Origin of the sequence: Kribbella sp. NPDC051936, from assembly GCF_040680955.1 — a bacterium.
Lineage (GTDB): Bacteria > Actinomycetota > Actinomycetes > Propionibacteriales > Kribbellaceae > Kribbella.
Map to the genome: position 1 here is coordinate 107,583 of NZ_JBFAXS010000011.1, position 12,571 is coordinate 120,153.

Consider the following 12,571-nt stretch of genomic DNA (forward strand, 5'->3'; position numbering starts at 1 on the left):
AAAGCTTCAGAAAGCCCCCAGAAAGCTCTGCGGAGCGCGATCGAGGTATTACGGTGTGTCGCATGAAGCGATCGATTCCCGCCCTGATCGCGGCCGTGCTGGTCGCGACGACGCTGACCACGACCACAACTGCTGCCGCCGCCGCGCCCCCGGCCCGACCGGTGGCGAAATGCGAGTTCACCCCGACCCCGGAGAACCCGGCCGCCAAGCCGGTCCGGGTACCGTCCCCGGTCGCCCGTGCGAGGGGCACGGTCGACGTGTACTTCGTGACGAACTACGGACCGTTCGTGGTCCGGATGGACCGCGCCAACGCGCCGTGCGGCGTACACAACTTCGTGCACCTGGTGCAGAGCCGGTTCTACGACGCGACCCAGTGCTTCCGGCTGACGAACTCCGCCCGGCTGGGCGTCCTGCAGTGCGGTGACATCTACCGCCAGGAGGAAGGCGGGCCGGGGTACAAGTTCCCCGACGAGGTGACCGGCCAGGAGACGTACGAGCGCGGCACCGTTGCCTATGGCAACCAGGGACCGGGCACGAACGGCTCGGAGTTCTTCGTCGTGCACTCCTTCGCGCACATCGCGCCCAACTACACGGTGCTCGGGCACGTGATCGCCGGCATGTCCACGTTCGACCGGATGGTGGCCGCCGGGATCGCCGACCCCGACCAGGACGGCCCGCCGGCCAAGCCGATCCGGATCTACAAGGTCTGGGTGCGCTGAGGGGGAGGGTAATTCCGCGCCCGCGGCGCTAGCTTGTCGTTGTGGGCAACCGCGGTCGGCCGAGACACCCGGACGTGCTGACCCCCGCCGAGTGGCGGGTGGTCGACATGGTGCGCCACGGCCTGTCGAACCGGCAGATCGCGCAGCGCCGCGGGATCAGCGTGGACGCGGTCAAGTTCCACGTCGCGAACGCACTGCAGAAGCTCGGCCTGGCTCGCCGGGCCGAGCTGCGGACCTGGCGCGGGGTGCCCTTCGACAGCGCGTTGCGAAGACAGGGAGGACCGGACATGGTGCAGCTCGGCGAGATCGGGCAGATCGCCCGCCCGTGCAGCGACATCGGCAAGGCGGTCGAGTTCTACCGCGACGTACTGCGACTCCCGCACCTGTACACCTTCGGCGACCTGGCGTTCTTCGACTGCGGCGGAACGCGGCTGTTCCTCAGCGTCGGCGAGGGCGAGGCGTCGACCCTGTACTTCCGGGTCGACGACATCAACGCGGCGTACGACGAACTCCGCGACCGCGGAGTGGTGTTCGAGAACGCCCCGCACCTGATCCACAAGCACGACAACGGGGTCGAGGAATGGATGGCGTTCTTCCCCGACCCCGACGGTCAGTTGCTGGCGATCATGGCGCAGGTCTAGTCGGCCGGCGGGTGCCAGATGTCGGTCCGGGTGAGACCGGCGGCGCGGCCCTTCGCGGAGATGACGAGGGCCATCTTGCGGCTGGCCTCGTCGATCATCTCGTCGCCGAGCATCACCGCGCCGCGGGCGCCGCCGGCGGCCGAGGTGTAGTGGTCGTAGGCGTCGAGGATGTTCTCGGCGTGGTCGTAGTCGTCCTGGCGCGGCGAGTAGACCTCGTTCGCGGCGGCGATCTGGTCCGGGTGCAGGACCCACTTGCCGTCGAAGCCGAGCGCGGCCGACCGGCCGGCCACCCGGCGGAAGCCGTCGACGTCCTTGATCTGCAGGTACGGCCCGTCGATCGCCTGCTTGCCGTGCGCGCGGGCGGCCATCAGGATCTGCATCAGGATGTAGTGGTACGCGTCACCGACGTCGTACCCGGGGGGCTGCTCGCCGACCACCAGCGACTTCATGTTGATCGACGCCATGAAGTCCGCCGGGCCGAAGATGATCGTCTCGACCCGCGGCGACGCGGTCGCGATCGCGTTCACGTTGGTGAGGCCGAGCGCGTTCTCGATCTGCGCCTCGATGCCGATCCGGCCCGGCTCGTACCCGTGCACCTTCTCCAGCTGGGTGAGCAGCAGGTCGAGCGCGACCACCTGCTCGGCGGTCTGCACCTTCGGCAGCATGATGCAGTCCAGGTTCGCGCCGGCGCCGCCGACCACCTCGATCACGTCGGCGTAGGTCCACTCGGTGGTCCAGTCGTTCACCCGGACGACGCGCAGCTTGGTGCCCCAGCCGCCCTCGTTCAGCGCGGCGACGATGTTCTTGCGGGCGTCCGGCTTGGCGAGCGGCGCGACCGAGTCCTCGAGGTCCAGGAACACCTGGTCGGCGTCCAGCCCCTTGGCCTTGGTCAGGAACCGCGGGTTCGACCCCGGCGTGGCCAGGCAGGACCGCCTGCTCCGTAAGACCTGCTCCGTCATCGCTCGACCTCCACTCGGTTACCCACCGGTCACCGGCAGCGTACGGCGTCGGCCGCCGCTGTCCCGGTGACCCGGCTCACTTCCCTTCCGAGTGTGTCCCGATTCACCGTGGGACACTCGGACCTGTGAGCATCGAGGAGGCTGTCAGCGAGATTGCCGGCGTCATGAAGAAGGCGGGGCTCGTCTGGCTGGCGTGGGACGGGCGGCGACCGGCGCCGGCGTGGTTCGCAGCGGTCGACGGGCAGTACGTCGTACTGGCGGACTCGGCCGACGGCGCGGAGCAGCCCCTGCCCGGACTGGCGACAGCGGGCTCGGTTGAGGTCGTCGTACCGGCGAAGCCCGCCACCAACCGGCTGGCCAGTTGGCAGGCCACGGTGCGACGGCTCGAACCAGGCACCGAGGAGTGGACCGCAGCGGCGCAGGTGCTGCGCACGGAGCGCCTCAACGCGGCCGACCTGGACACCCAGCTGGAACGCTGGCGCAGCCAGGCAGACATTCTCGTCCTCGACCCGACCGGTGAGATCAGCGAGTCGGCGGGACGGTACGACGCGACGCCGCGGGCCGAGGCCCCGGTACCAACCAGAGCCACGACCCGCGGCAAGCCACCGACGACGTTGCACCGTCCGGTGCGGCGCCGTCCCAAACTGAGTTAGCGGACCCCGACGGCGCGCTGCACGGTCTGGCTCACGCTGTTGCCTGCCGTGTCCCGCGCGGTCGCCCGCACGCTCACGTACTCGGCCGATGCAGGTGCATCCAGCCGCCCGCTCCAGCCCGACCCCGACCGCTGCAGCCGGACAGCTCGCCAGGTGGCGCCGTCGTCGTACGACACCTCCAGCGTCGCCGCACTGACCTTGCCGATGTCCACAGCACCGGGCAGGTGCGAGGCGGTCACCGCCAGGTCCGCGTGCCGCTTCGCCCGGCCGGACAGGTCTGTTGCGATCGAGTAGTCGAGCTGGAGCAGCGGCAGCGTCTCCAGGTTCGCGTAGTCGGCCTGGTCGGACGTGAAGCCCCACTCGGTGTGCGTGGTCGGCGAGTACGGCCGGTTCGGCAGGTCGCGCTTGGTGTCCACGACAAGCCGGTACGGCAGCGGCTCCGGGGCGACCTCGACCGTCAATATGTCAGCGCCCTCACCGAGCAGCGTGTCGCCCTGGTAGAACGCCGACGTGACCGGTGCGCCCACGTCGTACACGATGCCCTGGTGCGGACCTGAGTCGGCGTAGCCGGGCAGGGTGAAGACGCTCATGAGGTCGCCGACCCGTGACGGCGGCGTCGACAAGGCACTGTCGCTCAGCAGCCGTGGGCGCTGGATGCCGCTGAACCAGGTCTCCTTCGTCGTGCTGCCGGCGCGGTACGCCAACGACGAGCCCTGCTGGGACAGGTCCGGTACCGCGGCCATGCTGAGCCACTTCACCTTCGGCGACGCCGTGACCCAGGCAGTGTGATCACCTTGCGCAGGCACTGGTGTCGACGCCGCGCCTACTGCCCACGTCAGGTCGGCGGACAGGTCGAACCGGATGTCGAGTGCCTCGCCCGGCTTGGTGTCCCGGAAGGACTCGTCGATCCGCGCCAGCTCACGTGCGGTCGGCCGGTAGCCGGGGTCCTTCGGTACCGCCCCGTCATGGTGCTGGACGAGGTCGTAGAGGTACTCCGGGTACGGGTGTGACACGAGCTTCAGCAGCTTGGGTTGGTGTGCCAGCAACTGCCGGCCCTGGTCGGTGTCGAGCGAAGCGACCGGGAGTGCCGGGGCTTCCTCCTGCGGCAGACCGGCCCATGCGTCCAGCGGGCCGTATCCGTCGTTCAGGATCAGCAGGAGCTTGGCGCCACCCTTCGCGGCAGCCGCTGCCTGCGCCGTCGGCGGTACGGGATCGTTGCGCTGAGCAACGGCAATCTTGCCGCGGACGTTGTACTTCGCCGGGTCGGAGCCGACATACACGACCGGGTAGTTGCCGACCCCCTCCGGCAGCTTCGGCGACCAGCTCTGGACCATGCTGCTGAAGGAGCCGACTGTCAGAGCGGGTTGCACCTGGCGCCAGCGCGTAGCGAACGTGTAGGACCCCTGGGTCACCTTGCGGCTCGGCGTGGCCCACAAGGAGTCGTAGATCCACCACTCCAGCTGATACGTGTCGACAAAGCGATGCAAGTCGCCGTAGCTACGGTACTGGTCGAGCCGGACGTAGGAGTTGTCACTAGGCAACGGCGTGACCGCCGCGACCTTGCGCAGGCCGGCCGCGTCGAACGTCACCGTCGTGTCCTGGGCGACGTCGACCTCAGGCTGGCTGATGACGGCACGGCCGAGCGAGTGCGACCCGTCCAGGCCGCGGACGTCGGCGTACATCCATCCGGCGTACGTGCTCGGGCGGACGTCGACGTCGAGGCTTCCGTCCACCATGAACACCTGGGGTACGACGTCCCGCTTGATGTCCTTCAGTACGACGACACCGGACAGCGGCGCGCCGTGCGGGTCCTGTGCGCGGAGCGACAACTTCACGCGCTGGCTCTGCTTGCTGACGCCGATCGAAGTGTGGGCGCGGACTGCTCCGCCCGCATCCGTTGCGGTGAGCATTGAGCTGTAACCGGCGTCATCGGCCGCCATGTCGAGATGACTCACCACACCGGCAGTCGCCGTGCCGTGGGCCGGGACAGTGACCTGCGGAGTCGTCAGCGTGAACAGACCGGCGGGGATGCCCTGGTTCTTGAGAGACAGGTTCAGCGTGACGGGCTCCGCGCCGTTGTTGGTGTAGGTGACGTCTCGCTGCACCAGTCCGCTCGCCGGGTACGGCCACTTCACCGCGGCGAAGGCAGAGCCGGACGCGTACAGCGTGCTGCGCACAGCCGCGGCCACGTCCAGCCGGCCGGTGCCTGCAGCGAAGGGGCTGTACTGCACGGTGGTCTTGGTCGTACTGACCAGCGCGTCCTTCAACTGCTGCGCGGTCCAGTCAGGGTGTGCCTGCGCCAGCAACGCAGCCGCGCCGGCAACGTGCGGCGTGGCCATCGACGTACCGCTCATCGCGACGTATGACCCCTCACCTTCCGGCGAGTACTGCGATCGCGCAGCGAGTACGTCGACGCCCGGCGCGGTCAGGTCCGGCTTGAGGCCACTGTCGCCGAGTCGCGGACCGCGGCTGGAGAACGAGGCCAGCCGGTCGGAGCCGTCGACCGCACCAACGGTCAGGGCCGCGTCCGCGGCACCCGGTGCCGAGACGCTGAACGGGTCCGGTCCCGAGTTGCCCGCGGCAATCACGAACAAGGCACCGGTCTCGGCGCTCAACGTGTTGACCGCCTGGCTCATCGGGTCGGTGCCGTCGGTCGGCCCGGAGCCGAGGCTCATGCTGATCACCTTGGCGTGCTGGTCGCGCGCGGCCCACTCCATACCGGCGAGGATCCAGGAGTCCTGGCCGCCGCCGTCATCGTCCAGGACCTTGCCGATGTGCAGCCCGGCGCCGGGCGCGACGCCCTGCTCCTTGCCGCCGGACGCCGCACCCGTTCCGGCGATCGTCGAGGCGACATGGGTCCCGTGACCGTTCCGGTCGGTGACGTCCTTGCCGGGCACGAAGCTCTGCGAGGCGACGATCCGCCCGCCGAAGTCCGGGTGCGCGGCGTCGATACCGGTGTCGAGGACGGCGACGTCCACGCCCTGCCCGGTGTTGCCGCCCTGCCACACCTCCGGCGCACCGATCTGCGCGGTCGTGTCGGACAGGGTCGCCCTGGACTTGCCGTCCAGCCAGACCTTCGCGAACCCGGTCCGCGCCGTCGCGCTCCCGCCGGTGAACGACGACCAGAACGACGCGGCCTGGTCGTGGTCGGCGGTGATGGCGGCGCCCTTGATGCTGGTCAGCGCACGGGTCTGGCGCGCACCTGCCGGCGGGACCTGCTTGCGTCCCGGGGCGTAGGACACGATCAGCGGCGTGCCGTCGCTGTGCGCGTCGTCGTACCCGTCGGCGAGGAGCTCGGTGACATTGAAGAGGCGCTCGTCGAGGACACCGGACGCGAGATACGGCAGGGCGGCGTCCGGGTAGACGTACAGGTCGTTGCCTACGGCCATGATGTGCGCACCGGCGGGGCCGCCGTTCGGCTTGCGCACGGTCGCGGTCGGACGGCCGGCGACGGTGGTCACACTGACCTTGTCGCCGGTGATCAGCGTGACGGTGCGCCGCGGCGTACTGCCCGGTTGCGAACCGGTTGCAGGCTGCGCTGCCGGCTGAGCTGCCGGTTGGGCTGCACCGGCCTGCGGCGTCGTGACGGCGGTCAGCGCCAGCACGGCCGCGCCGAGGGCGGTCAACCCACGGCGGAAGGACGTTGGGAGGGACACAGAAACTCCAAGCTCAGGGGATTCTCCGCATTACATGCGGCGCCCCAGCCCTGCTGCTACGGATCTGCCTGGCGCAAAGCGGTCACGACCAATCCGGCCAGGACCCTAGAGCCACCCGCGATCGCGTGCATGCCAGCCCAGCTGCAACCGGGAGCGGGAGTGGGTCTGCTCCATCAGCTGCTGGACCCGTCGGGCAACAGTGCGGCGACTGATGCCGAGGCGCGCACCGGCCGCGTCGTCGGTCAGGCCGGCGACCAGCAGCGACAGCAGATGCCGGTCCTCGGCCGACATCGCCTCCTCGGCCTCCAGCTTGTCCGACTCCGTCACCGACAACGGACTGGCCCGATTCCACACGGTCTCGAACAGCGCGACCAACGCGTCCAAGAGGCTGCACGGATGCACCAGCAGCGCCGCGTCCTGAGCCGGTGTCGCCCAGTCCAGCGGCAGCAGTGCCAGGTCCCGGTCCGCGATCGCCAGCTTGGTCGGCAGCTCGTCCGCGATCCGGGCCTGCTCCCCCGCCCTCACGTGGCTGACCGCGCTGGCCGCCAGCACCGCGTCGCCCAGCGCCGAGCTGTCGTAGACCACCCGGTAGGTCACACCGGCGCCCTGCCGCGCCAGCTGCGTACTGTTCACCTCCGCCGAGGCGACGTACGGCGGGGCGACGAGCTCACGCATCTCGTTCCGCGCGGTCCGCTGCACCCGGTCGAACGCCAGACCGACCGCCGTCTCGCCGCTGACGATCTCGATCAGCTCCTCGGTCCGCCGCGCGCCGCTCTGCCTGGTCGCCTCCGCCGCCAGCCGGTACGCCGCCTTGCGGATCCGGTCGAACTCCTCCTCCTGCCGCAGGATGAGCTGCTCCACGGCGAGCTCCGGAGGCACCGGCACGATCAGCTCGGCCGGCGGCGGCGTCCGGTGCACGAAACCCTCGCTGAGCAGTACGTCGACGGCGCGCTGGACCTCCTGCAGCGGCCGCCCGACACGTGCGGCCAGGTCCACCAAGGACGCCGCCCCCCGCCGGATCAGATCCAGGTACGTCGCCTCGTCATCGGAGCCGAGCCCGGTGGATCCCAGCATGCCGCCCCCACTTCGATTGTTTGCCCGAGAAACAAAGTCTACGAAGCGTCCTCAGCCGGGACCCGGCCTCTGCGGGTTAGCCTTCGGACATGAGCGGATCACCGTCGCGGGTCTACGTCGCTCGGCTGGCGGGGCTGCCGGTGTACGACCCGAACGGGGACCAGGTCGGCAAGGTCCGGGACATGGTGGCCATGATGCGTCAGGGCGACCAGCCGCCGCGCGTGCTCGGCCTGGTCGTCGAGGTGTTCACCCGGCGCCGGATCTTCCTGCCGATGACCCGGGTCACCTCGGTCGACGTCGGCCACGTGATCACCACCGGACTGCTCAACATGCGCCGCTTCGAGCAGCGCGCGACCGAGGTGCTCGTGCTCGGCGAGTTGCTCGACCGGACCGTGACCATCGCCGACACCGGCGCCACCGCCGTGGTGTTCGACATGGCCATGGAGCAGCGGCGGGCCCGGGACTGGATGCTGACCAAGGTGGCGGTCCGGGAGGGCTCCAAACGGTTCCGGCGCCGCGGGCAGACCCATGTGCTCGACTGGGGCGACGTCAGCGGGTTCACGCGCATCGAGGAGGGGCAGGGCGCGACGCACATCCTGGCCGCCTTCGAGTCGATGCGGCCCGCGGACCTGGCCGGCGTACTGCACGACCTGTCCCCCAAGCGGCGCAAGGAGATCGCGGTCGCGCTGGACGACGAGCGGCTGGCCGACGTACTCGAGGAGCTGCCCGAGGACATCCAGGTCGAGATCCTCGACGGCCTGGACACCGAACGGGCGGCCGACGTGCTGGAGGAGATGTCCCCGGACGACGCGGCCGACCTGATCGCCGAGCTGCCGACCGAGACGGCCGAGCGCCTGCTGACGCTGATGGAGCCGGACGAGGCCGAGGACGTCCGGCGGCTGCTGACCTACGAGGAGCACACCGCCGGCGGTCTGATGACGTCGGAGCCGGTCATCCTGCCCGTGGACGCCACCGTGGCCGATGCGCTCGCGCGGGTCCGTAACGCCGAGCTGAGCCCCGCACTCGCCGCGATGGTCTACGTCTGCCGGCCCCCGCTCGAGACGCCGACCGGGCGGTTCATCGGGATCGGCCACATCCAGCGGCTGCTGCGCGAGCCGCCGTCGGAGCTGGTGTCGGCCGTCCTGGACACCGACCTGGACGGGCTGCGGCCCGACGACAGCCTGAACACGGTCAGCAAGTACCTCGCGACGTACAACCTGGTCGCCGCGCCGGTGCTCGACGACGAGGGCCGGCTGCTCGGCGCGGTGACGGTCGACGACGTCCTCGACCACCTGCTGCCCGAGGACTGGCGTGAACACGACCATCCCGACGAGCCCGACCGGCCCGAGCCGCAGGAGGTGGACCACGATGCCCCGTGACGACCGCAGCATGGACGAGCGCCGGATGTTCCGCGGCAGCACCCGGCTCGACGTGCCCCGGGACTGGCGGCGCACCTTCGTCCCACGGCCGGTGTACGACGCCGACGCGTTCGGGCGGCTGTCCGAGCGGATCGCGCGGTTCCTCGGCACCGGGCAGTTCCTGGTCTACATGACCGCGACCATCCTGTTCTGGGTCGGCTGGAACATCTTCGCCCCGGCGAGCCTGCGCTTCGACGAGTACCCGTTCATCTTCCTGACGCTGGCGCTCAGCCTGCAGGCGTCGTACGCCGCCCCGCTGATCCTGCTCGCGCAGAACCGGCAGGAGGCCCGCGACCGGGTGCAGTACGAGCGGGACCGGGACGTGGACGCCCGGACCCGGGCGGACATGGAGTTCCTGGCCCGCGAGATGGCGTCGCTGCGGATGGCGGTCGGCGAGGTCGCCACCCGGGACTTCCTGCGCTCCGAGCTGCGCTCGCTGCTCGCCGATCTGGACACGCGCGAGGACGACCGGGTTTGACCCCGAGCTACGCTCGCTATCAGGTGAGAAGAAGAAGGACATGGGGATGAAGACTCGATTCGCTCCTGATCGTGGGCTGTCCAGCCGGATGCTGATCACGGCCTTCCTGCTCGGACTGCTGTACGTCGGCTTCGTGGGGCTGCTGATCGCGCTGACCAAGAGCGCGGTGCTGGCGGTGGTGATCGCGGGCGGCGCGCTGTTCGCGCAGTACTGGTTCTCCGACCGGGTCGCGCTGTACGCGATGCACGGCCGGATCGTGACGCCAGAGGAGGCGCCGCAGCTGCACGGTGCGATCGACCGGCTGTGCGCGCTCGCCGACATGCCGAAGCCGCGGGTGGCGATCGCCGACGTCGACCTGCCGAACGCGTTCGCCACCGGCCGCAACCCGAAGAACGCGGTGGTCTGCGTGACCACCGGCATCATGCGCCGGCTGGACGACGACGAGCTCGAGGGCGTGCTGTCGCACGAGCTCTCGCACGTCGCGCACCGTGACGTCGCGGTGATGACGATCGCGTCGTTCCTCGGCGTCCTGGCCGGCCTCATCACCCGCTTCGGCCTGTACGGCGGCCTCGGGCGGAACCGGGACCAGAACGCGGCCCTCGTCGTCCTGACGATCATCGCGGTGTCGGTCGTCGTCTACGCGATCTCGTTCCTGCTCACCCGGGCGCTGTCGCGATACCGCGAACTGGCCGCGGACCGGGCCGGGGCGATGCTCACCGGCAGACCGTCGACGCTGGCATCGGCGCTGACGAAGATCAGCGGGGACATCGCCCGGATCCCGTCCCGCGACCTGCGCCAGGCGCAGGCGTTCAACGCCTTCTTCTTCGCGCCGGCGCTGTCCGGCAAGAGCGTCTCGTCGCTGTTCTCGACGCACCCGCCGCTCGAGACACGCCTCGACCGCCTCGGTGCCCTCTCCCGCGAGCTGGGCGAGCAAGCTTAGACCTATGGGCCTTCTCGACATCCTGCTCGGGCGGAGCAAAGCCGTCCCGCCGAACCTCGACCAGCTGTTCTCGCTTCCGTCGGCCGCGATCACCCTGGAGACCGCGGCCGGCTACCGTCCGACGGGCAGCGGGTCGGTCTGCTTCAAGGCGGCCGAGGGCGGCGGGTTCACCGCGCTGCGCGAGGAGGTCGACAAGCTGCTCGCGCTGGACAACGCCAAGTTCTCCAGTACGACGGACTCGTACGGCTTCACCTGGCTGGTCCGGCAGACGGCTCCCGACGATCTGGAGACGCTGGTCACCGACCTGCACGCGGTCAACAGCTCTCTCGTCGACGCGGGCTTCGGCAACGCTCTGCTGTGCACGCTCGTCGCGTTCACCAACGGCAGCCAGTCGCTGGGCCTCGTCTACCTCTACAAACGCGGCTCCTGGTACCCGTTCGTCCCTGTCGGTGCAGACCGCCGCGACAACGCCCAGGAGCTCCAGATCAAGTCGGTCGTGGGCGCTGACCTCAACTTCGAGCAGGACCTCTCCCGCTGGTTCCCCATCTACGGCGCCCCCGGCCTGTAGCCCCACGCTCCACCCCCACCCCCACCGCCGCCACCACCCGCACCGCGCCCGCACCGCGCCCCCACGGGGCCCCACCGCGCCCCCACCGCGCCCGCGCCCGCCCGGCTGCCGCCTACCGCCGGGTTCGTTTGAGTGGTTCACCAGCCGCGTTGCCCCTTACCCCCACTGCATGCGGCCGGTGAAGGGGCGCTTCGCGAGGTTCACCACTTAAACGGCGGGGGAGGAGGTTAGGGGTGCCTTGCCGGGCCTACGTCACACGGGCTGCGGTCGGGGCGACCGGGCGGAGCACGTAGCCTTGGGGCATGGCTCCCACTGCTGATCAGGTGACCACGGCGCTCGGTGGTGTGCTGGACCCGGAGATCAAGAAACCGATCACGGATCTGGGCATGGTCGAGTCCGTCGTCGTGCGTGAAGACGGCGTGGTCGCGGTCCGCATCCTGCTGACCGTCGCCGGCTGTCCGATGAAGGACACGCTGCGCCGCGACGTGACCGCCGCGGTGAGCAAACTCGACGGCGTCACCGGCGTCGAGATCGACCTCGGCGTGATGTCGGCCGAGCAGCGTGCGGCCCTGCAGACCCAGTTGCGCGGCGGCGTGGCCGAGAAGGAGATCCCGTTCTCCCGGCCCGACTCGCTGACCAAGGTGTTCGCGATCGCGTCCGGCAAGGGCGGCGTGGGCAAGTCGTCGGTGACGGTGAACCTGGCGGTCGCGATGGCCCGGCAGGGCCTGTCGGTCGGTGTGCTAGACGCGGACATCTACGGCCACTCGGTGCCGGCCATGTTCGGCGTCGCCGACGAGCGGCCGACCGCTGTCGACGACATGATCATGCCGGTGCCCGCGCACGGCGTGAAGGTGATCTCGATCGGCATGCTGAAGCCGAAGCGCGACCAGGTGGTCGCCTGGCGCGGCCCGATCCTGGACCGCGCGCTGGTGCAGATGCTCGCGGACGTGTACTGGGGCGACCTCGACGTTCTGCTCCTCGACCTGCCGCCGGGCACCGGCGACATCGCGATCTCGGTCGGCCAGCGGCTCACCAGCGCCGAGGTGATCGTCGTGACGACCCCGCAGGAGGCCGCCGCGGAGGTGGCCGAGCGGGCCGGCACGATGGCGCAGATGGTGCACCAGCGGGTGGCCGGCGTGGTCGAGAACATGTCGTACCTGCCGTGCCCGCACTGCGGCCCGGAGCACCGTATCGAGATCTTCGGCACCGGCGGCGGTACGCGGGTCGCGGAGACCCTGTCCGCGCGTCTCGGCTACCAGATCCCGCTGCTCGGCGAGATCCCGCTGGACGAGCGGCTCCGCTCCGGCGGCGACCTCGGTCAGCCGCTCACGGCCGCGGACCCGGACACCCCTGCCGCGCAGGTGCTCGACAAGATCGCGCAGACGCTCGGCGGCAAACCACGCGGCCTCCTCGGCCGCCAACTCGGCCTCTCCCCCGCCGGCCGCTGACACCGCCGGACTGTTGA

The 12,571-nt window shown here is 70.1% G+C and carries 11 protein-coding genes; 8 read left to right on the forward strand and 3 right to left on the reverse strand.

Features of this window, described 5'->3' with window-relative positions; genetic code table 11:
- Window positions 1-62 precede the first annotated feature (62 nt).
- Together AB0L64_RS34820 and AB0L64_RS34825 are read left to right on the forward strand one after the other, a co-directional pair.
- Complete coding sequence (locus tag AB0L64_RS34820; protein ID WP_363717236.1) at window positions 63-719, forward strand: peptidylprolyl isomerase; 657 nt, start codon at window positions 63-65, stop codon at window positions 717-719.
- Between the two features lie 41 nt (window positions 720-760).
- Window positions 761-1,360 (forward strand): LuxR C-terminal-related transcriptional regulator, encoded by a 600-nt coding sequence (locus AB0L64_RS34825; RefSeq protein ID WP_359925944.1) that lies wholly within the window; start codon window positions 761-763, stop codon window positions 1,358-1,360.
- Here the strand turns inward: AB0L64_RS34825 and AB0L64_RS34830 are convergent.
- The gene (locus AB0L64_RS34830; RefSeq protein ID WP_359925947.1) at window positions 1,357-2,319 is read right to left on the reverse strand and encodes a CoA ester lyase; all 963 of its coding nucleotides are present in this window, start codon (window positions 2,317-2,319) and stop codon (window positions 1,357-1,359) included. The genes AB0L64_RS34825 and AB0L64_RS34830 overlap by 4 nt on opposite strands.
- A gap of 125 nt (window positions 2,320-2,444) precedes the next feature.
- On the opposite strand from AB0L64_RS34830, the gene AB0L64_RS34835 reads away from it, so the two are divergent.
- Window positions 2,445-2,972 (forward strand): hypothetical protein, encoded by a 528-nt coding sequence (locus tag AB0L64_RS34835; RefSeq protein WP_363717239.1) that lies wholly within the window; start codon window positions 2,445-2,447, stop codon window positions 2,970-2,972.
- On the opposite strand, the gene AB0L64_RS34840 is transcribed toward AB0L64_RS34835, so the two are convergent.
- Together AB0L64_RS34840 and AB0L64_RS34845 are read right to left on the reverse strand one after the other, a co-directional pair.
- Window positions 2,969-6,628 carry a S8 family serine peptidase gene (locus tag AB0L64_RS34840; RefSeq protein ID WP_363717241.1) on the reverse strand — a complete coding sequence of 1,220 codons (3,660 nt, stop codon included), beginning with the start codon at window positions 6,626-6,628 and terminating at the stop codon, window positions 2,969-2,971. The two genes, AB0L64_RS34835 and AB0L64_RS34840, sit on opposite strands and share 4 nt — an antisense overlap.
- Before the next feature lie 105 nt (window positions 6,629-6,733).
- Window positions 6,734-7,702: a helix-turn-helix domain-containing protein gene (locus AB0L64_RS34845; RefSeq protein WP_363717243.1), complete on the reverse strand. Its 969-nt coding sequence runs from the start codon at window positions 7,700-7,702 to the stop codon at window positions 6,734-6,736.
- 89 nt (window positions 7,703-7,791) lie between these two features.
- Between AB0L64_RS34845 and AB0L64_RS34850 the strand changes: the two genes are divergently transcribed.
- The 5 genes from AB0L64_RS34850 to AB0L64_RS34870 all read left to right on the forward strand — a co-directional run bounded on the left by AB0L64_RS34850 (window position 7,792) and on the right by AB0L64_RS34870 (window position 12,554).
- Entirely contained in the window at window positions 7,792-9,081 is a 1,290-nt protein-coding gene (locus AB0L64_RS34850) for a CBS domain-containing protein (RefSeq protein ID WP_363717245.1), read from the forward strand.
- Entirely contained in the window at window positions 9,071-9,598 is a 528-nt protein-coding gene (locus AB0L64_RS34855) for a DUF1003 domain-containing protein (RefSeq protein WP_355700278.1), read from the forward strand. The genes AB0L64_RS34850 and AB0L64_RS34855 overlap by 11 nt, the downstream gene beginning before the upstream one ends.
- 46 nt (window positions 9,599-9,644) lie before the next feature.
- Window positions 9,645-10,538, forward strand: coding sequence for a zinc metalloprotease HtpX (gene htpX / locus AB0L64_RS34860; RefSeq protein WP_359925973.1), 894 nt, complete (start codon window positions 9,645-9,647; stop codon window positions 10,536-10,538).
- Between the two features lie 4 nt (window positions 10,539-10,542).
- Window positions 10,543-11,106 carry a hypothetical protein gene (locus AB0L64_RS34865; RefSeq protein WP_355700280.1) on the forward strand — a complete coding sequence of 188 codons (564 nt, stop codon included), beginning with the start codon at window positions 10,543-10,545 and terminating at the stop codon, window positions 11,104-11,106.
- 302 nt (window positions 11,107-11,408) lie between these two features.
- The gene (locus AB0L64_RS34870; RefSeq protein WP_363717249.1) at window positions 11,409-12,554 is read left to right on the forward strand and encodes an Mrp/NBP35 family ATP-binding protein; all 1,146 of its coding nucleotides are present in this window, start codon (window positions 11,409-11,411) and stop codon (window positions 12,552-12,554) included.
- The last annotated feature ends 17 nt before the right edge of the window (window positions 12,555-12,571 follow it).

What these genes read in the sequence shown, in the direction of transcription:
- htpX (WP_359925973.1), top strand. Translation starts at nt 9,645, where the DNA reads ATGAAGACTCGATTCGCTCCTGATCGTGGGCTGTCCAGCCGGATGCTG.
- AB0L64_RS34820 (WP_363717236.1), top strand. Translation starts at nt 63, where the DNA reads ATGAAGCGATCGATTCCCGCCCTGATCGCGGCCGTGCTGGTCGCGACG.
- AB0L64_RS34870 (WP_363717249.1), top strand. Translation starts at nt 11,409, where the DNA reads ATGGCTCCCACTGCTGATCAGGTGACCACGGCGCTCGGTGGTGTGCTG.
- AB0L64_RS34850 (WP_363717245.1), top strand. Translation starts at nt 7,792, where the DNA reads ATGAGCGGATCACCGTCGCGGGTCTACGTCGCTCGGCTGGCGGGGCTG.
- AB0L64_RS34855 (WP_355700278.1), top strand. Translation starts at nt 9,071, where the DNA reads ATGCCCCGTGACGACCGCAGCATGGACGAGCGCCGGATGTTCCGCGGC.
- AB0L64_RS34830 (WP_359925947.1), bottom strand. Translation starts at nt 2,319, where the DNA reads ATGACGGAGCAGGTCTTACGGAGCAGGCGGTCCTGCCTGGCCACGCCG.
- AB0L64_RS34845 (WP_363717243.1), bottom strand. Translation starts at nt 7,702, where the DNA reads ATGCTGGGATCCACCGGGCTCGGCTCCGATGACGAGGCGACGTACCTG.
- AB0L64_RS34865 (WP_355700280.1), top strand. Translation starts at nt 10,543, where the DNA reads ATGGGCCTTCTCGACATCCTGCTCGGGCGGAGCAAAGCCGTCCCGCCG.